We start from the raw sequence: 19,169 nt of genomic DNA on the forward strand, positions 1-19,169 counted from the left end.
AACACCACCCAGCGTAGACACCGCGAGCCGTTCGGGCCTCGGTGCTTCGCCGACTCTCTGCCTGCGGCAGGATGGATGCCACCTGGTACGTACGCGTCACTCGCGCACGTACTGAAGACAACCGCAGGAGACGCCCGGTGAGTTCCCCTGATCCGCAGGTTCGCGCAGCGCGAAACCGGTCAACCCCTGCCGCCGCGCGCGGACCCGTCGTCGCGGTGACCGGTGCCGCGTCGGGCATCGGCGCGCTGCTCACCGAGCGGCTCGCGGCGTCGGACGAGGTCAAGCAGGTCATCGCCATCGACGAGCGGCGCGGCGAGTGCGCCGAGGCGCAGTGGCACATCCTGGATGTCCGGGACCCGGCGATCGCGGACAAGCTGCGGGGTGCCGACGTGGTCGTGCACCTGGCCCTCGACCTCGATCTGGAGACGGATCCGGCCGCCCGGACGGCTTACAACGTCCGGGGGACGCAGACCGTGCTGACGGCCGCGGCGGCGGCCGGGATCCACCGGGTCGTGCTGTGCACCTCCGCGATGGTCTACGGAGCGCTGCCCGACAACGAGCTTCCGCTGTCCGAGGACGCCGAGCTGCGGGCGACCGCGGAGGCCACCGGAGTCGGCGACCTGCTGGAGATCGAGCGTCTCGCGCGCAGGGCGCCTCGGGCCCACCCCGGACTCAATGTCACCGTCGTCCGCCCCGCCGTACTGGTCGGAGGCACCGACACCGCGCTGACCAGGTATTTCGAGTCGCCTCGGCTGCTGGTCGTCGCCGGTTCGCGGCCCGCCTGGCAGTTCTGCCACGTCGAGGACCTGTGCAGCGCCCTGGAGTACGCCGTCCTGGAGAAGGTCGACGGGGAACTCGCCGTGGGATGCGACGGATGGCTGGAACAGGAGGAGGTCGAGGAGCTCAGCGGGATCCGGCGCATGGAGTTGCCGTCGGCGGTCGCCCTGGGTGCGGCGGCCCGGCTGCACCGGATCGGACTGACCCCCTCCCCGGCCGGTGATCTGGCTTACACGATGTACCCCTGGGTGGTGAGCGGGAGCCGGCTTCATGACGCGGGGTGGCGTCCGCAGTGGACCAACGAGGAAGTGCTTGAGGAACTGCTGGAGGAGGTCGCCGGACGGCACACCGTCGCCGGGCGCAGGCTCGGGCGCAAGGACGCGACGGCGGCCGGTGCCGCGGGAGCGACCGTCGCCCTGCTGGGCGCGGCGGCAGTGGTGCGACGGGCGCGGAAGGCCCGGCGGCGGATCTGAGAGGACCACGGCCCAGGTCAGCAGGTGGGCCCGCCTCCCGGCCGCAGGAACCTCACCACATGTAGGAGGCTCCAAAGCGGCACACGTGTGTGCCGGGCGATGACGCTATTCCCCGTCCCCGCGCGCGTGGGGCACGATGGGGCCATGGCACCTACCAACGACCACCCCGGCGAGCAGGGCGCTCAGGACCCCGTCAAGCTCATCGGGATACGCGAGACGGCCCTCTCCGTGGACGAGGTCTTCCAGGCCGTCGGGGACGCCGCCGCCGGCGGGACCGCGCTGTTCGTGGGAACCGTGCGCAACCATGACGGGGGTGCCGACGTCGACGAGCTCGGATACTCGTGCCACCCCAGTGCCGAGGCCGAGATGCGGCGCATCGCCGAGAAGGTCGTCGCCGAGTACCCGGTGCGGGCCCTCGCGGCCGTTCACCGGGTCGGCGAGCTGAAGGTCGGCGATCTCGCCGTGGTCGTCGCGGTCTCCTGCCCCCATCGCGGTGAGGCCTTCGAGGCATGCCGGAAGCTGATCGACGACCTCAAGCACGAGGTGCCCATCTGGAAGCACCAGCGGTTCTCCGACGGCACCGAGGAGTGGGTCGGCGCCTGCTGACGTCCGCGTCCTACCCGTCCATCCCACTCCGGTTGCGTAACCGCACCCCTGGCGTGAGCGTTGTCAGTGCCAGTGGTTAATCTGCTGATCAGTCAGTTGCGGTCACTCATTGGGGATGGGAGGACGGCATGGCGGCGCTCGCCTGGTTGCTGATTCCGCTTGTGGCTGCGATCGGCGCCGGTCTGTGGGGCAGTTGGGCCAACCGCACCCGGAGGGTACGAGGGGACGGGCCGGAGCTCGACGGCTATGCCCGGTTCCGCGCGGCCATGGAGAAGCCTCCGTCGCGCACATGATCAGGAGCCTGGTTCAGCGGCCCTGACGGGGCGCTGACAGGAGTGTCACGTACTGTCTTGGCATGCCACGCCGCACCGCGACGATGCTCGCCTCCACCCTGATGCTGATCGCGCTCCTGTGCGCGGGAGTCTTCATCCCCGTGCCGTACGCGGAGATGTCCCCGGGGCCGACGGTGAACACCCTCGGCGGGCACGACGGCGAGCCGGTGCTGCAGATCTCCGGGCGCAAGACCTATCCGACGACCGGGCACCTCAACATGACCACCGTCCGGGTCACCAGCGCCGACTACAAGATGAACCTGGTGGAGGCCGTGTACGGGTGGCTTGCGCACGACAACAAGGTCGTGCCGCACGACACCCTCTACCCGGACGGCAAGACCGAGGAGGAGTCCACCCAGGAGAACGCCGAGGAGTTCAGCCAGTCCCAGGAGAGCGCCAAGGTCGCCGCCCTGAAGGCGCTGGACATCCCCGTGCAGAGCTGGGTGATCGTCTCGACGGTCGTCAAGGGCAGCCCCGCCGAGGGAGAGCTGCACGCCGGCGACGTGATCAAGGCCGTCGACGGTACGGCGGTGAAGAAGCCCGGGGACGTCGCCGAGCTGGTGACCAAGCACAAGCCGGGGCAGGACGTCGTCTTCACGATCGTGCCGGCGAAGGAGCAGATCGCCGCCGAGAAGGAACGCAGGACGCCGACGAAGACCGAGAAGGTCACGATCAGGACCGCCCAGTCCGACGACAGTGGCACCAAGCGTGCCATCGTCGGCATCTCCGCCGGGACCGACCACACCTTCCCGTTCACCATCGACATCAAGCTCGCCGACGTCGGCGGGCCCAGCGCCGGCCTGATGTTCTCGCTCGGGCTCTACGACAAGCTCACCCCGGGCAGCCTCACCGGTGGCAAGTTCGTCGCCGGCACCGGCACCATCGACGACGCCGGCAAGGTGGGCCCCATCGGCGGCATCGAGATGAAGACCATCGCCGCCCGCGAGAAGGGCGCGCAGTACTTCCTCACGCCCGCCGACAACTGCGCGACCGCCGCCGAGGACGTCCCCGAAGGGCTCACCCTGGTCAAGGTCGGCACCATGGACGACGCCCTCGGCGCGCTGAAGGACATCCGCTCCGGCGACACCGCCGGCCTGCCCAGCTGCACGGCGAAGAGCTGAAGACCGGACGCGGTACGGCGGTGGGGGTGCCCCTCACCTCAGGGGCACCCCCACCGCCGTACCGGCGCAAGATCGTCGCCGTACCGGAAGAGCTCAGTCCGCGAACGTCGCGGCCAGGGCCTCCGCCAGGCCGGGCACCAGGTCAGGGCCGGTCAGAACCTCGGTCGGAGTGTCCTTCTCGCGCAGCCGCAGGGCGGACTCACGGGCGCCGTCGCGCAGGACCGCGACCGTCATGCGGACCTCCTGGCGGTCCGGATGCTCCGCCACCCACTTGGTGAGCTTGGCCTCGCTCAGCCCCTGCGGAACCTGGGCCTCGGCGGACGGGGGCAGCATCAGGCGCTCGACGGTGAGCGCACAGCCCACCACCGCGTCGGGCCAGGCGATCGTGCCCAGGAACTCGTCGAGCGGCTTGCCCGTTGGCAGTTCGTCCTGCTCGATCGGGGTCAGGCCGGAGGACTCCTGCTCGTCCCCCAGGCCGAGCTGGGCGGCGAGCCCGGGTTCCTGGGCGCGCAGCCGTGCGGTGTCTACGAGGGCGAAGAGGCGGGCGGGCTGATCCCAGCCGAGACCGGAGGCGTACTCGTCGATCTCCAGGACCGCCCGGGTCAGCGGGCTCGCCGCCATGGGAGTGTTGGACATGGTCACAATCCTGCCTCGTTCCTGACCGGAATCGGGAACCGAGTAAAGGGTGAGTAAGTTGCATAGGTGTGGGCCCACGATCACGGGGGGCCACGGAGGGTCCACGAAGACGCGGGCCTGACGGATCAACAGCGAACTTCGGGGTGCGAACCTTGGCTTTCCAGATGCCGGACCGCGGCGGAGGCCCGACCGGGCCACGGATGAGAGTGGGCCGCCCGTCCCGGCGCGTCCGGACCCTGCTCATGACACTGGGCGTCCTCGCCGTCCTCGGCATGGCCTTCACCATGTTCGCGGGCTTCTGGACGGACTGGCTGTGGTACCGGTCGGTGAACTACTCGTCCGTGTTCACCACCACACTGTGGACGAAGATCGGGCTTTTCTTCGTCTTCGGCCTGCTCATGGCCTTCGCGGTCGGCCTCAACATCTGGCTGGCGCACCGGTTGCGCCCGCCGCTGAGCGCCATGTCCATGGAGCAGCAGAGTCTCGACCGCTACCGCATGGGCATCGCGCCGTACAAGAAGTGGCTGCTGATCGCCATCACTGCGCTGGTCGGCCTGATCGCCGGCGCCTCCGCCTCCAGCCAGTGGCGGACCTGGCTGATGTGGGTCAACGGCGTGTCCTTCGGTGAGAAGGACCCGCAGTTCAATCTCGACGTCTCCTTCTACGCCTTCGACCTGCCCTGGTACCGGTTCCTGCTCGGCTTCGGCTTCGCCGCCGCGATCCTCTCCGTGATCGCCGCCGCGCTGACGCACTACCTGTACGGCGGGCTGCGCATCACCAGCCCCGGCGCACGTGCCACGGCCGCGGCCACCGGCCATCTGTCGGTCCTCCTCGGCATCTTCGTCGCGCTGAAGGCGATCGCGTACTGGCTCGACCGGTACGGACTCGCGGTGAAGTCCAGCGACTTCAAGGCGACCGACAGCTGGACCGGACTCAGGTACGTCGACGCCAACGCCTATCTGCCGGCCAAGACGATCCTGTTCTGCATCGCCGTGATCTGCGCGCTGCTGTTCTTCGCCACCCTGTGGCGGCGCACCTGGCAGCTGCCCGTCATCGGCTTCGGCCTGATGGTGCTCTCGGCGATCCTCATCGGCGGCCTGTACCCGGCGATCGTCCAGAAGTTCCAGGTTCAGCCGAACGAGCAGGCCAAGGAAGCGCCGTACGTCGAGAAGAACCTCAAGGCGACGCGCGAGGCCTACGGCATCGACGGAACCAAGGTCACCGATTACCCGGGCACCAGCACGACCGAGGACAAGACCCAGCTGCGCGACGACGTGGACGCCACGGCGAGCATCCGGATCATGGACCCGAACATCGTCTCGCCGACCTTCCAGCAGCTCCAGCAGATCAGGAACTACTACGCGTTCCCGACCAACCTGGACGTCGACCGGTACAGCAAGGACGGCAAGGACCAGGACACGGTCATCGGTCTGCGCGAGATCAACCTCAACGGCATCCCGAAGCGGAACTGGATCAACGACCACTTCCGTTACACCCACGGCTACGGCGTGGTCGCCGCCGAGGGCACCAGCGCCGACTCCCAGGGCCGGCCGGACTTCACCGAGTCCGACCTGCCGTCAAAGGGCGACCTCGGGACGTACGAGCAGCGGGTCTACTACGGCGAGAAGACCACCATGTACTCGATCGTCGGCGGTCCCCAGAAGGAGATCGACTACTCCGACGACAGTGGTGAGAAAACCTACAGCTACAAGGGCGACAGCGGCGTCAGCCTGTCCAACCCGGTCAACCGGGCCGCGTACGCCGTGGCGTTCGGCGAGCCGCAGATCCTGTACTCCGGTGCGATCGGAGACGGCTCGCGCGTCCTGTACAACCGCACGCCCAAGGAGCGCGTCGAGGCGGTCGCCCCGTGGCTGACCATCGACGGTGACGCCTACCCGGCGGTCGTGAAGGGTCGTATCCAGTGGATCGTCGACGCGTACACGACGACGAACGGCTATCCGTACTCGTCCCGCACGACCCTCGGTGACACGACGGCCGACTCGCTGACCGCGAACAACGACCAGCGTGCGGTCGTGGCGCAGCAGAACCAGGTCAACTACATCCGCAACTCGGTGAAGGCGACGGTCGACGCCTACACGGGCGAGGTCAAGCTGTACCAGTGGGACACCAAGGACCCGGTCCTGAAGACCTGGATGAAGGCGTTCCCCGACACGGTGAAGCCCAAGAGCGAGATCTCCCAGGACCTGATGGCCCATCTGCGCTACCCGCAGGACCTGTTCAAGGTCCAGCGTGAGCTGCTCACCCGCTACCACGTGAAGGACGCCACGACGTTCCTCAGCGGCAGCGAGGTCTGGGAGGTTCCGGACGACCCGACCAACAAGTCGGGCAGCGCGGTGCCGCCGTACTACCTGAGCATGAAGATGCCCGACCAGAAGGCGCAGGCGTTCTCGCTGACGACGACGCTCACGCCGAGTGGACGGGACAACCTCAGTGCCTTCGTGGCGGTCGACGCCGAGGCGGGGACCAGTGACTACGGCAAGATCAGAATCCTGAAACTGCCGACCAACACCACGGTCAACGGCCCCAGTCAGGTCCAGAGCCAGTTCAACTCCGAGCAGAACATCGCCGAGACCATCAGGCTGCTGAGAGGCGGCGACTCCGAGGTCGAGTACGGCAATCTGCTGGCGGTACCGCTCGACGGCGGACTGCTCTACGTGGAGCCGGTCTATGTGCGCGGTGGTGGCCTCAAGTACCCGCTGCTGCGGAAGGTGTTGGTGTCCTACGGCGGCACGACCGCCTTCGAGGACACCCTCGACGAGGCGCTGAACAAGGTCTTCGGAGCGGAGGGCCCGACCACCGAGCCACCGGACGAGGGCGAGGAGGAGGGCGGCACCACGCCGCCTCCGCCGACGTCGACCAACCCGACGGTCCAAGACGCGCTCAACGACGCGCAGAAGGCCTTCGACGCCGGTCAGGAAGCTCTGAAGAAGGGCGACTGGGAAGCGTACGGCCGGGCGCAGGAGGACCTCCAGGAGGCGCTGCAGCGGGCCGAGGACGCCCAGGAGCAGGCGGACAAGGGCACGGGCGGCGCCGGTGACGGCGGAGCGAGCCCGAGTCCGAAGCCGTCCGGCAGCCCCACCGGCACGTAGGGACGCCGGCTGATCGAAAAGCCCATCCCGCGCCGTGATACGGTTGCAACGCAACGGCGCGGGGTGGAGCAGCTCGGTAGCTCGCTGGGCTCATAACCCAGAGGTCGCAGGTTCAAATCCTGTCCCCGCTACTGAAGTCGACGAGAAATTCGTACGACAGCGAAGGCCCGGATCCGACAAGGGATCCGGGCCTTCGTCGTGTGCGAACGCATGTGCCGGAGGGCGGGACGGTCGTGCCACTGCGGGGAGTTGGCAGAACTGTGTTTGACTTGTCTCTCTGTGGGCATGTCGACAAAACGCTGAAGTGACCTCACTGGCTGCGGTATACGAGGTGTACCCAGGTTGCAGGTGGTGCGACGATGGACGTTATGGGGGACAAGGCAACTCTGTGGGAGACAGGGCGGTTTGTGCAGCCTGCCGACTTTGAGCAGCCGACGGGCGATTTCGTGCAGCTGGCGGGGGACGTCGCACAGCAGGAGGGCGACCTCGCCCTCGACCGGCCGACGGACCGGGACGAGGCGGGGGAGGCCGCGGAGGTGGCGCGGCAGCGGCTCGCCGCCGAGGCCGGTGATGTCGAGGCGATGAGCGTGCTCGGGGCGATGCTCCTGCGCCGCGGTGATCTGGACGACGCCGAGCCTCATCTGCGCGCCGCCACCGCCGCCGGGGACAGGGCCGCCGCCAACAACCTGGGAGTCCTGCTGCATCAACGCGGGTACGCCGACGAGGCGGCCGGCTGGTGGCGGATCGCCGCCGTCGCGGGGTCGGCGGCGGCCGCGCACGCGCTGGGACGCCATCACCGCGAGCGGGGCGACGAGCCCGCCGCCGAGTACTGGCTGCGCCAGTCCGCCGAGCAGGGCCATGTGCTGGGCGCGTATGCCCTCGCCGATCTCCTGGAGCACCGAGGCGACGCCGGGGCCCGCCAGTGGATGCGGGCCGCCGCGGAGCGCGGGCACCGTGAGGCGGCGTACCGGTTGGCGCGCGCGCTGGACCGGCAGGCGGTGCGTGCGGGCGAGGACGGGCCTGACAACGGTGTCGTTGCGGACGCGCCGCTGCTGGAGGAGGCCGAGCAGTGGTATCGGCAGGCCGCCGCGCGCGGGCACCGCAGAGCCGCGCTGCACCTCGGGGCGATCCTGGAGAAGCGCGGGGAGCTGAAAGAGGCCGGGCGCTGGTACCTGACGTCCGCGAAGGACGGGGAGGCGCGGGCCGCCTGCGCGCTCGGGTTCCTGCTGCGGGACGCGGGGGACACCGAGAGCGCCGCCGTGTGGTGGCTGCGGGCCGCGCAGGACGGCGACGGCAACGCGGCCAACGCGCTGGGCGCGCTGCACGCCGAGCGCGGCGAGACGCAGACGGCCGAGCGGTGGTACCGGGCCGCGATGGACGCCGGGGACGTGAACGGCGCGTACAACCTCGGGCTGCTCTGCGCCGAGCAGGGGCGCACCCCGCAGGCCGAGCAGTGGTACCGGCGGGCGGCGTACGCGGGACACCGTGAGGCGGCGAACGCGCTGGCGATCCTGCTGCTGCAGGGCGGGGACGCGACCGGCGCCGAGCCCTGGTTCTCCAAGGCCGCGGAGGCGGGCAGCGTGGACGCCGCGTTCAACCTGGGCATCCTGCACGCCGGGCGGGGCGAGGAGCGGGCCGCGCTGCGGTGGTACGAGCGTGCCGCCGCCGCCGGGCACACCGAGGCGGCGCTCCAGGTGGGCATCGCGCGGCTGCGGGACGGGGACGAGCCGGAGGCGGAGCGGCACCTGCGGTGCGCGGCCGGCGCCGGCAGCGCGGAGGCGGCGTACCGGCTGGCGACCCTGCTGGATGCTCGGCGGCCGCCGGAGCCCGCGCACGAGCTCGGGGAGTCGGTGCACGAGAAGACCGAGTGCGAGGAGTGGTACGAGCGGGCGGCCTCCCAGGGTCACCGGCGGGCGATGGTGCGGGTCGGGATGCTGGCCGCGGCTCGGGGTGACGTGGTGGAGGCGGCACGGTGGTACCGGGAGGCCGCGGAGGCCGGGTCGCGCAACGGAGCGTTCAATCTGGGGCTGCTGCTCGCCCGGGAGGGGAGTGAGCCGGAGGCGGCGATGTGGTGGACGCGGGCGGCCGACGCCGGGCACGGGCGGTCGGCGTTGCGGCTGGCCCTGGTCTACGCGCGTCGCGGGGAGCTGGCGGAGGGGCAGCGCTGGGCGGACCGCGCGGTGGCGCTGGGCCCGGAGGAGGTCGCGAAGCGGGCGGCTCGGCTGCGGGACGCGCTGCGGGAGGAGCTGTCGGCGTGAGGGTGGGCCGGGCGATGATCAGCGATTTGCTTCTGTCCGCGGTGTTGACGTAATGTTGCGTTCACCGACGCGGGGTGGAGCAGCTCGGTAGCTCGCTGGGCTCATAACCCAGAGGTCGCAGGTTCAAATCCTGTCCCCGCTACTGAAGGCCAAGGGCCGGGATCCTTAGGGATCCCGGCCCTTGCTCTGTGTAGGCGCACACAAATGCCCCCGGCGCTCTCCGGTGCCGGGGGTGGATGCGGGTCAGGCCTTGGCGCAGTTGGGGCAGAGGCCGCGATACGTCACCTCGACGTCCGAGACCGTGAAGCCGAAGCGCTCGGAGTCGGGAAGGTCGGCCATCGGGTTGCCCGTCGGGTGGACGTCCCGGATCGCGCCGCACTGGGCGCAGACCAGGTGGTGGTGAGGCCGGTGGGCGTTCGGGTCGTAGCGCTTGGCGCGCTTGTCGGTGGAGACCTCAAGGACCTCGCCCAGGGTGACCAGCTCGCCCAGTGTGTTGTAGACGGTCGCGCGGGAGATCTCGGGCAGCTTGGCGACGGCTCGCGCGTGTACCTCGTCGGCCGTCAGATGCACGTGATCGCCGGCGAGGACCTCGGCCACGACGCGACGCTGCGCGGTCATCCGCCATCCGCGTCCGCGCAGCCGTTCCAGAAGGTCACTCATGGAGAACACCTTAACAGCCGGGTAACCAGGTTCCGAATGGGTGTGACTTTGGATCAATACCCGAATTGGACAAAGTCCACACCATGCGGAGCCCTCCACACGCGACGGGCCGGCACCCGCCGGCCTCCGGCCCGTCCCGTGTGCCGCCGACCCCCTATGCCGGCACGTGCTGCCGCGCGGGCGCCCAGCAGCGGATGATGTCGCGGACCGAGACGATGCCGACCGGCTCCTCGTGGTCCAGGACGATCAGATGGCGGAAGCCGCCGTGCGCCATGGCGCGGGCCGCCTCCTCCAGGGTCCACGACGGGGTCGCGAACACGACGTTGTTGGTGGTGTGGTCGTGGGCGCGTTCGATGTCCGGGCTCTGGCCGAGGCCGACGGAGTTGAGGATGTCGCGTTCGGTGAGGATGCCGATGCCGCCGGCGTCGGGGTCGTGGACCACGGCCGCGCCGACGCGGCGGGCGGCCATAAGTGCTGCGGCTTGGCGAAGGGTGTGGGTCGGACCGATGGTGAGGACCACTGTGCTCATGGCGTCACGGACGAGCATGGAATGGAGCCACCTCCTGGAGTACCCCCGCCTTTGTTCGGCATTTCACAAGTTCACAAGTGGGGGGACTCTCAGAGTGGCAGGCAAAGCGCGGGTCAACAAGGGGGCGCGTGCGGCTGGTTACGCGGCTCCGTGTGCGCCCGGCGCCATACGCCGGCGCCGGCTCCGCGCGCCTCAGTAGCGCTGGTTGAGATACCCCAGGAACTCGTCGTGCAGCAACCCGTTCGAGGCGGCGGCGTTGCCGCTGTGCGGGCCGGGGCGGCCGTCGAGACCCGTGAAGGTACCGCCGGCCTCCGTGACGATGATCGCGGTGGCGGCCATGTCCCACAGGGAGAGCTCCGGCTCCGCGCAGAGGTCGACCGAGCCCTCGGCGACCATCATGTACGGCCAGAAATCGCCGTAGGCGCGCGTGCGCCACACCTCCCGCGTGAGGTCGAGGAAACCGTCCAGCCGGCCCTGGTCCTCCCACCCGCTCAGGGAGGAGTACGCGAACGAGGCGTCCGTCAGCTTCGAGACCCGGGAGACCTGCAGCCGGGTCGCGGAGGAGAGGCTACGGCCGGTGAAGGCACCGTGCCCCTGGGCCGCCCACCAGCGGCGGCCGAGGGCGGGGGCGGACACCACGCCGACGACGGGCTGGTAGCCCCCCTCGCCCGCCTCCATCAGCGAGATGAGGGTGGCCCAGACCGGAACGCCGCGGACGTAGTTCTTGGTGCCGTCGATGGGGTCGATCACCCAGCGGCGAGGACCGGTGCCCTCGACGCCGTACTCCTCCCCGAGGATCGCGTCTCTCGGCCGGGCCCGCTGCAACTGCCCGCGGATCAGCTCCTCGGCGGCCTTGTCCGCCTCGCTCACCGGGGTCATGTCCGGCTTGGTCTCGACCTTGAGGTCGAGCGCCTTGAATCGGTCCATCGTGGCTGCGTCGGCGGCGTCCGCGAGGACGTGGGCGAGGCGGAGATCGTCAAGGTAGTCCGGCATGGAACGAACGGTATCTGCCATGGTAGGGATGGGGCCACCGGGCCTAGCGATCATTGGCCGCGCACCCCCACCGCCCCACGGCCGCCGACGGCGCACCCCCACCGCCCCGCGGCCCGCCGACGGCGCACCCCCACCGCCCCGCGGCCCGCCGACGATGTACCCCCACCTCCCCGCGGCCGCCCACGGCGGTGAGGGGCCGTGCCGGGGGGTGCCCGCCCGCAGCGGCCGGCGTCAAGAAACAGCACTTCTCACACGCCCCCAACCGCCGGCCCGAGGACGGACACCCCCCGGCACGGCCCCGCCCCACCCACCCCCCGCAGGCGCGACACGCACCCCCATAACCCCGCACAGGCGCCGCAGGCACAGAACACGCACCCCCACCGACCCCGCACAGGCACCGCAGACCTCAACGCGCACCCCCACCGAACCGCACAGGCACACAACGCGCCCCCCACACCGCCCCGTCACCCCCGCGCAGTGTGGCCGGATGGCGCCCCCGAGTGCCCTCGCGAACCCTTGACAGTGCGTCTGTACGCGTCAAATCTGGGCGCAGAGCCGCTCGCCCAGGGAGGCGATGATGCCTGCAGCGCGGGAATCCCTGCTGGACGCCGCTTACACGGCGCTGGCGCGCCGGCCGTGGTCCGCCGTGCGGATGGTGGACGTGGCCGCGGCGGCCGGAGTGTCCCGGCAGACGCTGTACAACGAGTTCGGCAGCAAGGAGGGCCTGGCCCGCGCCCTCGTCCGCCGCGAGGCCGACGGCTACCTGGCCGGCGTGGACCGCGCCCTCGCCACCCACAGCGACGCCCGCGAACGCCTCACCGCCACCGCCGAGTGGACCGCCGCACTCGCCCGCGAGAACGCCCTCGTCCGCGCCATGCTCACCGGCTGCTGGAGCGAGCGCCTGCCCTCCCTGACACTGACCGCCGTCCCGTCCTCCTCGTCCGTACCGGCGCAGCGGCGTGCCGACGGGCCACTTCCCTCGCCCGGCGACTTCGTGACGATCGTGCGCGACCGGGCGATGGCCGTTCTGACCGGCCCCGGCCCCGGCCCCGGTCCCGGCATCGACAAGCCCGACACCGCCGACCTCGCCCGCTCCTGCGAACTGGCCGTCAGACTGGCCCTGTCCTGCGTCGCCGCCCCGCCCGGCGAAGGCGGCGTCTCCGACCTCGTACGCTTCGCGCTGCACCGGCAGTTGACGGGCTGACCCCACCCGGAGAACGCGCTCAGTGCGCCGACCCCGACAGCTGCAACCCGACGACCCCTACGATCACCAGGCTGATCGACACGATCTTCAGCGTCGACACGATGTCCCCGAGGAAGATCATCCCGTAGATCGCGGTGCCCGCCGCTCCGATCCCGGTCCACACCGCGTACGCCGGCCCCACGTCCAGCTTCTTCAGAGACAGCGTCAGCAACCCGAAACTGCCCAGCGCGAAGACGCAGAAGGCGATCGTCGGCCACAGTCGAGTGAACCCGTGCGACAGCTTCAGGCAGACGGCGAAGCCGGTTTCGAGCAGCCCCGCCACGATGACCAGCAGCCACGCCATGTGCTGTCCTCCCGTATCCCCGCCAACTGTGACCGCTTCATCAGGCTTTGATCAGGCTTGCGTCCGGCTCGGTGCGATTATGCCTTTACCGGACTCACGGGGAGACAAACAACGCGGAGGTCAGTCGCCTTCCGTGCGCTCCCGCGTGGCCAGCAACCGCCGCAGCGAATACAGCCGCGCCGGATCCGCATGCCCCTCCGTCACCCAGCCGTCCAGCGCGCAGTCCGGTTCGTCATGACTGCACGCACGCGGGCAGCCCTCGGTTCCCGGTTCGAGGTCGGGAAACGCGTGGATCACCCGCGAGGGATCGACATGCGCCAGACCGAACGACCGCACACCCGGGGTGTCGATCACCCAGCCGTCCGCCACCGCGAGCGGCAGCGCCAGCGCCGACGTCGTCGTGTGGCGCCCCCGCCCCGTCACCGCGTTCACATGACCGGTCGTACGCCGGCGTTCCTCCGGCACCAACGCGTTCACCAGCGTCGTCTTGCCGACCCCGGAGTGCCCGACGAACGCGGTGACCCGGCCGTCCAGATGCTCCCGCACCCGGTCCGCCGCACCGCCGTCCTCCAGTTCCTCACGGCTGGTGACGACATACGGGATGTCCAACGCCCCGTAGAGCTCTAGGAGTTTGTCCGGCGGCGCAAGGTCGGACTTGGTCATCACCAGCAGCGGCTCAAGGCCGCCGTCGAACGCCGCCACCAGGCAGCGGTCGATCAGCCGGGGCCGCGGCTCGGGGTCGGCGAGGGCGGTGACGATGGCGAGCTGGTCGGCGTTGGCCACGACCACCCGCTCGAACGGATCGTCGTCGTCGGCGGTACGCCGCAGCAACGACGTGCGCTCCTCGATCCGCACGATCCGCGCCAGCGTGTCCTTCTTGCCGGTCAGATCGCCGACCAGGGCGACCCGGTCACCGACCACCGCGGCCTTGCGGCCCAGCTCGCGGGCCTTCATGGCCATCACGACCCGGTCCTCGACGAGGCAGGTCAGCCGCCCTCGGTCGACGGTGAGGACCATGCCCTCGGCGGCGTCCTCGTGCTTGGGCCGGATGTTCGTACGCGGCCGGGTGTTCCGGCGGCCGGGACGCGTGCGGATGTCGTCCTCGTCGGTGTGCTTGCCGTAGCGGCGCATGACTGTGTCCCCGCGTCCCTACGCCCCGAGCATCCCGGTCCACAGCTCAGGGAAGTCCGGCAGGGTCTTCGCCGTCGTCGCCACGTTCTCGATCCGTACGCCTTCGACCGCGAGGCCGATGATCGCTCCGGCCGTCGCCATGCGGTGGTCCTCGTAGGTGTGGAAGACGCCGCCGTGCAGCCGGCGCGGGCGGATGTGCAGACCGTCGGCGGTCTCGGTCACGTCACCGCCGAGTTCGTTGATCTCCTTGGTCAGCGCGGCCAGGCGGTCGGTCTCGTGCAGGCGCAGGTGCGCGACCCCGCGCAGGGTGGAGGGGGAGTCGGCGAGGGCCGCGACCGCCGCGATGCCCGGGGTCAGCTCGCCGACCTCGCTCAGGTCCACGTCGATGCCGTGGATGGCACCCGAACCGGTGAACACGAGCCCGTACTCGGTGAGTTCGCAGGAACCACCCATCTCCGTGAAGATCTCGCGCAGCCGGTCACCGGGCTGGGTGGTGCGCGCCGGCCAGTCGGGGATGAGGATCTTGCCGCCGGTCACCAGCGCCGCCGCCAGGAAGGGCTGGGCGTTGGAGAGGTCCGGCTCGATGGTCAGGTCGCGGCCGAGCAGGGCGCCCGGCGTAACCCGCCAGACGTTGGGCTCGCCCCCGGACTCCGGGGTGTCCACCTGGGCGCCGACCGAGCGCAGCATGTCGACGGTCATGCGGATGTGCGGCATGGAGGGCAGCGCGGAGCCGATGTGGCGGACCTCCACCCCCTGGTTGAAACGCGGGCCGGACAGCAGCAGCGCCGAGACGAACTGGGACGACGAGGAGGCGTCGATCTCCACCGGGCCCCCCTCCAGGGCACCCCCGCCGTGGACCGTCAGCGGCAGCGCGCCCCGCCCGTCGTCGTCGATGCGGGCGCCGAGGACGCGCAGGGCGTCGATCACGCCGTTCAGGGGGCGCTCGTACGACCTCGGGTCGCCGTCGAAGCGGATGGGGCCGTCGGCGAGCGCGGCGACCGGCGGCAGGAAGCGCATCACCGTGCCGGCGTTGCCGACGTCGACCGTGGCGGGGCCGCGCAGGCCCGTGGGGAGCACGCGCCAGGCCTCGCCGGTGCCCTCGGGGCCGACGCCCTCCTCGATGCCGACGCCCATCGCGCGCAGCGCGCCGGCCATCAGCAGGGTGTCGCGGGAGCGCAGCGGGCGGCGCAGCCAGCCGGGCTCGCTCGCCAGGGCGGCGAGAACGAGGGCGCGGTTGGTGACCGACTTGGACCCGGGCACGTGGACCGTCGCGTCGACGGCTCCGCTCGCGTGCGGGGCGGGCCAGAGGGCGGTGTGTGCGGCGGGGTTTTGGGCCATGGGTTCACTTTATAAGGAGGCAGTCGTTCGGGTGCGGCGCCGTTGTGGCTGGTCGCGCCCCGCGGCGGAGCCGAGGAACGGTACGGGCCCGAACCGCTCGGGCGGGCTGGTCACAGCGCCAGCAGCCACCTGCCGCCGCCGATCAGCGAACACAGCGACACCGCGTGGAACAGGAAGAGCCACAACGCCGCCGGAACATGGGTCAGGCGCGAAAGCTGATCCGCGTCCGAGTCCCCCGCGCCGCCCCGCGACCTCTTGGCCTGCAGCTCGAACGCCGGCCGGACTCCGCCCAGCAGCAGGAACCACACCACCGCGTACGCGAAGGCCGCCTGCACCTGCGGTCCGGTCAACCAGCTCACCAGCACGAACGTGCCCCCCGTGACGAACACCGTCAGTGCCCCGTACGCATTGCGGATCATCACCAGCATCGCCATCAGCAGGGCCGTCGCCAGCCACAGCAGCAACGTGATCCGGCCGGACGCCAGCAGCGCCGCGCCCCCCAGCCCCAGCAGCGGCGGAGCTGTGTAGCCCGCGGCCGCCGTGAGGATCATGCCGAGGCCGTACGGCTTGCCGCGGCTGACCGTCAGGCCGCTGGTGTCGGAGTGCAGACGTATGCCGGTCAGGGTCCGGCCGGTCAGCAGCGCGACCAGGCCGTGGCCGCCCTCGTGCGCGATGGTGATCGCGTTGCGCGAGACGCGCCACAGGCCGTGCGGGACGACCACGACGAGAGCGGCGACCAGGGTGGCGAGAACCACCCACACGTCGGGATCGGGCTGAGTGCCGGAGACCTCGTCCCAGAGGGAGGCGAGCGAGGCGGATGCGGTGCTGTCCATGTGCGGCGAAGGCTCCCTTGGGTCGGATGGAATCTGGCAGTGTGGCACGCATGTGCGGACGGTATGCGGCGAGTCGAGGACCAGAGGATCTCGCAGGAATCTTCGAGATCGAGAAGTGGGAGCCCGAGGAGACCCTGGAACCGGACTTCAACGTGGCTCCCACCAAGGAGGTCCACGTCGTCCTCGACCGTCCCTTGAAGGACGCCGACGACCCCCGGCCGGTTCGGCAGCTGCGGAAGCTGAAGTGGGGACTGGTGCCCAGCTGGTCCAAGACCCCCGAGAGCGCCTTCAAGATGATCAATGCGCGGGCGGAGACGGTGCACGAGAAGCCGTCGTACCGGCGTGCCTTCGCCACCCGCCGCTGCATCATCCCCGCCGACGGCTACTACGAGTGGGTCACCGGCAAGCAGGAGCGGGACCTGGAGGTCGAGGGGAAGAAGAAGCGGCCGCGCAAGCAGCCGTACTTCGTGCTGCCCGCCGACGGGTCGGTGTTCGCGATGGCGGGCCTGTACGAGTTCTGGCGGGACAAGACGCTCCCGGACGAGCACCCGCAGGCCTGGTGGGTGACCTGTTCCGTCATCACCACCGAGGCGGAGACCGCTCCGCTGGCGGTGTCCCCGGCCGAGGGCCCGCGCTCACTGGCCGACATCCATCCCCGGATGCCGCTGATGCTGACCCCGGACCGCTGGGACGCCTGGCTGGACCCCTCCCGCACCGACCCGCAGGAGCTGCGGACCCTCCTCGACCCGCCGCCGCCCGGCATGATGCGCGCGTACCCCGTCTCCACCCTGGTCAGCAATGTCCGCAACAACGGCCCGGAGCTGCTGAAGGAGCTGGACGGGCCCGAAGAGGGCACACTCTTCTGACGTGACGAACGACTCCGAGACGACCACCCGGATCATCGGTACCGAGGCGGGGGACGCCCGCATCACCTGGCACCCGGCGAAGAAGGCGCGCCTGGTCCTGGCCGTGAGCCACGGCGCCGGAGGCGGCATCGAGGCGCGGGACCTGAGGGCGCTCGCCGAGGTGCTCCCGGCCCACGGCGTGACCGTCGCCCGTGTGGAGCAGCCCTGGCGGGTGGCGGGCAGGAAGGTGGCGCCCGCGCCGAAGACCCTGGACGTCGGCTGGCGGGGCCTGTGGCCCGCGCTCGCCGCGCCCGGACTGCCGGTGATCTCCGGCGGCCGCAGCGCGGGCGCCCGGGTCGCCTGCCGTACCGCCGCGGAACTGGGCGCGCACGCCGTCCTGGCGCTCAGCTTCCCCCTCCACCCGCCGGGCCGGCCCGAGAAGTCCCGCGCGCAGGAACTGCTCGGGGCGGGGGTGCCCACCCTCGTCGTACAAGGCGGGAACGATCCGTTCGGGAAGCCGGAGGAGTTCCCGGACGGGGACTACGAGATCGTCGAGGTGCCGCACGGCGATCACGCCTTCGCCGTACCCAAGCGGGCGCCGCTCGGCCAGGACGAGGCCGTGGCGATCGTCACGGACGCGGTGGTCAAGTGGGCCGGGTCACTCGGGTAAAGCTTCGGGAATGTTGTGGACCGGACCTCTGTTGTGGCGGACAGCGAGGCTGAAGCAGCAGCGCAGACGTCGTAGGAGAGGAAGTCCGCCGCATGGGTTCGACCTTCTGCCCGACCGCCGGCAGCCGTGCAGACCTGGACTGGACGGTGCTGCACGCGGCCAGGACCGCTCCTATTCGAGGGGCGGCAGGTACGGCAGGTCGTCTATCCTCCGATTCAGGTGGGACCGGAGCCGGTCCTGCCCGCAATCTTGAGGAGGTGGGTCCGGTTCCCGGTACCGACGCAGGGACCGACAACGGCCAGGCGGAGCAGCCCGAGGGCCTGGGCACGAGCGTGGAGACGTCCACGGAGACGACCGCCGAGCGCAGCGCGCGCTTCGAGCGGGACGCACTCGAATTCCTCGACCAGATGTACTCGGCCGCCCTGCGTATGACGCGCAACCCGGCCGATGCCGAGGACCTGGTCCAGGAGACGTACGCCAAGGCGTACGCGTCCTTCCACCAGTTCCGTGAGGGCACGAACCTCAAGGCCTGGCTGTACCGGATCCTCACCAACACCTTCATCAACTCGTACCGCAAGAAGCAGCGCGAACCCCAGCGCTCCGCCGCCGAGGAGATCGAGGACTGGCAGCTCGCACGGGCCGAGTCGCACATGTCGACCGGTCTGCGCTCGGCCGAGTCGCAGGCGCTCGACCACCTGCCCGACTCGGACGTGAAGGAAGCACTCCAGGCGATCCCCGAGGAGTTCCGCATCGCCGTGTACCTCGCCGATGTCGAGGGCTTTGCGTACAAGGAGATCGCGGACATCATGGGGACACCCATCGGTACGGTGATGTCCCGGCTGCACCGGGGCCGCCGTCAACTGCGCGGCATGCTGGAGGACTACGCCCGTGAGCGCGGGCTGGTCCCGGCCGGCGCCGGAGAGTCGAACGAAGCGAAAGGCTCGGGCTCATGAGCTGCGGAGAGCCGCACGAGACGGACTGCAGTGAGGTCCTGGACCATCTGTACGAGTTCCTCGACAGTGAGATGCCGGACGTCGATCGCGTCAAGTTCAAGCAGCACTTCCAGGAGTGCTCGCCGTGTCTGGAGAAGTACGGCCTGGAAGAGGCCGTGAAGAAGCTCGTCAAGCGGTGCTGCGGCCATGACGACGTGCCCACGGACCTGCGCGCCAAGGTCATGGGGCGGATCGAGCTGATCCGCTCCGGCCAGGCCGTCCCCGAGCACGATGTGACGGCGACGCCGCAGGAGTCCTGAACTCCCTTCCGGGAACGGGCTGTCGTCACTCGAACGTGCTAATCGGCGGGTGATAGGC

The 19,169-nt window shown here is 70.3% G+C and carries 18 protein-coding genes and 2 tRNA genes; 12 read left to right on the forward strand and 8 right to left on the reverse strand.

What is annotated here, in order from left to right; genetic code table 11:
- The first annotated feature begins 137 nt into the window (after positions 1-137).
- The 3 genes from ACWCPI_RS21405 (at position 138) to ACWCPI_RS21415 (ending at position 3,309) form a co-directional block, all read left to right on the forward strand.
- Positions 138-1,250, forward strand: a complete 1,113-nt coding sequence (locus ACWCPI_RS21405; RefSeq protein WP_388801972.1) for an SDR family oxidoreductase — start codon at positions 138-140, stop codon at positions 1,248-1,250.
- Positions 1,251-1,394: 144 nt separating this feature from the next.
- The gene (locus ACWCPI_RS21410; RefSeq protein WP_451039600.1) at positions 1,395-1,856 is read left to right on the forward strand and encodes a molybdenum cofactor biosynthesis protein MoaE; all 462 of its coding nucleotides are present in this window, start codon (positions 1,395-1,397) and stop codon (positions 1,854-1,856) included.
- Positions 1,857-2,211: 355 nt separating this feature from the next.
- Complete coding sequence (locus ACWCPI_RS21415; RefSeq protein ID WP_451039601.1) at positions 2,212-3,309, forward strand: YlbL family protein; 1,098 nt, start codon at positions 2,212-2,214, stop codon at positions 3,307-3,309.
- 93 nt (positions 3,310-3,402) lie between these two features.
- On the opposite strand, the gene ACWCPI_RS21420 is transcribed toward ACWCPI_RS21415, so the two are convergent.
- On the reverse strand, positions 3,403-3,945 hold the full coding sequence (locus ACWCPI_RS21420) for a PPA1309 family protein (RefSeq protein WP_451039602.1): 543 nt from the start codon (positions 3,943-3,945) through the stop codon (positions 3,403-3,405).
- A 164-nt stretch (positions 3,946-4,109) separates the two neighbouring features.
- Here ACWCPI_RS21420 and ACWCPI_RS21425 point away from each other — a divergent pair, with 164 nt between their 5' ends.
- From ACWCPI_RS21425 to ACWCPI_RS21440, 4 genes are all read left to right on the forward strand, one after another.
- Positions 4,110-7,055: a UPF0182 family membrane protein gene (locus tag ACWCPI_RS21425; protein WP_451039793.1), complete on the forward strand. Its 2,946-nt coding sequence runs from the start codon at positions 4,110-4,112 to the stop codon at positions 7,053-7,055.
- 57 nt (positions 7,056-7,112) lie between these two features.
- Positions 7,113-7,186: transfer RNA gene (locus tag ACWCPI_RS21430), tRNA-Met, on the forward strand.
- A 228-nt stretch (positions 7,187-7,414) separates the two neighbouring features.
- Positions 7,415-9,313, forward strand: coding sequence for a tetratricopeptide repeat protein (locus ACWCPI_RS21435; protein WP_451039603.1), 1,899 nt, complete (start codon positions 7,415-7,417; stop codon positions 9,311-9,313).
- Between the two features lie 68 nt (positions 9,314-9,381).
- A tRNA-Met gene (locus ACWCPI_RS21440) sits at positions 9,382-9,455 on the forward strand.
- 101 nt (positions 9,456-9,556) lie between these two features.
- Here ACWCPI_RS21440 and ACWCPI_RS21445 read toward each other — a convergent pair.
- The 3 genes from ACWCPI_RS21445 to hisN form a co-directional block, all read right to left on the reverse strand.
- Positions 9,557-9,973 (reverse strand): Fur family transcriptional regulator, encoded by a 417-nt coding sequence (locus ACWCPI_RS21445; protein WP_451039604.1) that lies wholly within the window; start codon positions 9,971-9,973, stop codon positions 9,557-9,559.
- 154 nt (positions 9,974-10,127) lie between these two features.
- Positions 10,128-10,520 carry a CBS domain-containing protein gene (locus ACWCPI_RS21450; RefSeq protein ID WP_451039605.1) on the reverse strand — a complete coding sequence of 131 codons (393 nt, stop codon included), beginning with the start codon at positions 10,518-10,520 and terminating at the stop codon, positions 10,128-10,130.
- 174 nt (positions 10,521-10,694) lie between these two features.
- Complete coding sequence (hisN, locus tag ACWCPI_RS21455) at positions 10,695-11,495, reverse strand: histidinol-phosphatase (RefSeq protein ID WP_451039606.1); 801 nt, start codon at positions 11,493-11,495, stop codon at positions 10,695-10,697.
- A gap of 574 nt (positions 11,496-12,069) precedes the next feature.
- Between hisN and ACWCPI_RS21460 the strand changes: the two genes are divergently transcribed.
- Positions 12,070-12,699, forward strand: coding sequence for a TetR/AcrR family transcriptional regulator (locus ACWCPI_RS21460; RefSeq protein WP_451039607.1), 630 nt, complete (start codon positions 12,070-12,072; stop codon positions 12,697-12,699).
- Between the two features lie 19 nt (positions 12,700-12,718).
- Here ACWCPI_RS21460 and ACWCPI_RS21465 read toward each other — a convergent pair whose 3' ends face one another.
- The 4 genes from ACWCPI_RS21465 to ACWCPI_RS21480 all read right to left on the reverse strand — a co-directional run bounded on the left by ACWCPI_RS21465 (position 12,719) and on the right by ACWCPI_RS21480 (position 16,344).
- A complete protein-coding gene (locus ACWCPI_RS21465; RefSeq protein ID WP_388801948.1) occupies positions 12,719-13,042 on the reverse strand; it encodes a DMT family transporter in 324 nt (107 codons plus the stop codon).
- Positions 13,043-13,162: 120 nt separating this feature from the next.
- Positions 13,163-14,173 (reverse strand): ribosome small subunit-dependent GTPase A, encoded by a 1,011-nt coding sequence (gene rsgA / locus ACWCPI_RS21470; RefSeq protein WP_451039608.1) that lies wholly within the window; start codon positions 14,171-14,173, stop codon positions 13,163-13,165.
- A gap of 18 nt (positions 14,174-14,191) precedes the next feature.
- Complete coding sequence (gene aroA / locus ACWCPI_RS21475; RefSeq protein WP_451039609.1) at positions 14,192-15,511, reverse strand: 3-phosphoshikimate 1-carboxyvinyltransferase; 1,320 nt, start codon at positions 15,509-15,511, stop codon at positions 14,192-14,194.
- A 110-nt stretch (positions 15,512-15,621) separates the two neighbouring features.
- Positions 15,622-16,344 carry a M50 family metallopeptidase gene (locus tag ACWCPI_RS21480; RefSeq protein WP_451039610.1) on the reverse strand — a complete coding sequence of 241 codons (723 nt, stop codon included), beginning with the start codon at positions 16,342-16,344 and terminating at the stop codon, positions 15,622-15,624.
- A gap of 50 nt (positions 16,345-16,394) precedes the next feature.
- Here ACWCPI_RS21480 and ACWCPI_RS21485 point away from each other — a divergent pair, with 50 nt between their 5' ends.
- The 4 genes from ACWCPI_RS21485 (at position 16,395) to rsrA (ending at position 19,111) form a co-directional block, all read left to right on the forward strand.
- The gene (locus ACWCPI_RS21485) at positions 16,395-17,210 is read left to right on the forward strand and encodes an SOS response-associated peptidase (protein ID WP_451039611.1); all 816 of its coding nucleotides are present in this window, start codon (positions 16,395-16,397) and stop codon (positions 17,208-17,210) included.
- A 1-nt stretch (position 17,211) separates the two neighbouring features.
- Complete coding sequence (locus ACWCPI_RS21490; RefSeq protein WP_451039612.1) at positions 17,212-17,859, forward strand: alpha/beta hydrolase family protein; 648 nt, start codon at positions 17,212-17,214, stop codon at positions 17,857-17,859.
- A 257-nt stretch (positions 17,860-18,116) separates the two neighbouring features.
- Positions 18,117-18,812 carry an RNA polymerase sigma factor SigR gene (gene sigR / locus ACWCPI_RS21495; protein WP_388801929.1) on the forward strand — a complete coding sequence of 232 codons (696 nt, stop codon included), beginning with the start codon at positions 18,117-18,119 and terminating at the stop codon, positions 18,810-18,812.
- Positions 18,809-19,111, forward strand: a complete 303-nt coding sequence (rsrA, locus tag ACWCPI_RS21500; protein WP_019755892.1) for a mycothiol system anti-sigma-R factor — start codon at positions 18,809-18,811, stop codon at positions 19,109-19,111. Before sigR ends, rsrA begins: the two co-directional genes overlap by 4 nt.
- Positions 19,112-19,169: the final 58 nt, after the last annotated feature.

This window comes from Streptomyces sp. NPDC001920 (assembly GCF_053594495.1).

Coding starts and splice junctions, on each gene's coding strand:
- ACWCPI_RS21415 (WP_451039601.1), top strand. CDS start 2,212: ATGCCACGCCGCACCGCGACGATGCTCGCCTCCACCCTGATGCTGATC.
- ACWCPI_RS21410 (WP_451039600.1), top strand. CDS start 1,395: ATGGCACCTACCAACGACCACCCCGGCGAGCAGGGCGCTCAGGACCCC.
- ACWCPI_RS21420 (WP_451039602.1), bottom strand. CDS start 3,945: ATGTCCAACACTCCCATGGCGGCGAGCCCGCTGACCCGGGCGGTCCTG.
- ACWCPI_RS21445 (WP_451039604.1), bottom strand. CDS start 9,973: ATGAGTGACCTTCTGGAACGGCTGCGCGGACGCGGATGGCGGATGACC.
- hisN (WP_451039606.1), bottom strand. CDS start 11,495: ATGCCGGACTACCTTGACGATCTCCGCCTCGCCCACGTCCTCGCGGAC.
- ACWCPI_RS21460 (WP_451039607.1), top strand. CDS start 12,070: ATGATGCCTGCAGCGCGGGAATCCCTGCTGGACGCCGCTTACACGGCG.
- aroA (WP_451039609.1), bottom strand. CDS start 15,511: ATGGCCCAAAACCCCGCCGCACACACCGCCCTCTGGCCCGCCCCGCAC.
- rsgA (WP_451039608.1), bottom strand. CDS start 14,173: ATGCGCCGCTACGGCAAGCACACCGACGAGGACGACATCCGCACGCGT.
- ACWCPI_RS21450 (WP_451039605.1), bottom strand. CDS start 10,520: ATGCTCGTCCGTGACGCCATGAGCACAGTGGTCCTCACCATCGGTCCG.
- ACWCPI_RS21465 (WP_388801948.1), bottom strand. CDS start 13,042: ATGGCGTGGCTGCTGGTCATCGTGGCGGGGCTGCTCGAAACCGGCTTC.
- ACWCPI_RS21480 (WP_451039610.1), bottom strand. CDS start 16,344: ATGGACAGCACCGCATCCGCCTCGCTCGCCTCCCTCTGGGACGAGGTC.
- ACWCPI_RS21435 (WP_451039603.1), top strand. CDS start 7,415: ATGGACGTTATGGGGGACAAGGCAACTCTGTGGGAGACAGGGCGGTTT.
- ACWCPI_RS21485 (WP_451039611.1), top strand. CDS start 16,395: ATGTGCGGACGGTATGCGGCGAGTCGAGGACCAGAGGATCTCGCAGGA.
- rsrA (WP_019755892.1), top strand. CDS start 18,809: ATGAGCTGCGGAGAGCCGCACGAGACGGACTGCAGTGAGGTCCTGGAC.
- ACWCPI_RS21425 (WP_451039793.1), top strand. CDS start 4,110: ATGCCGGACCGCGGCGGAGGCCCGACCGGGCCACGGATGAGAGTGGGC.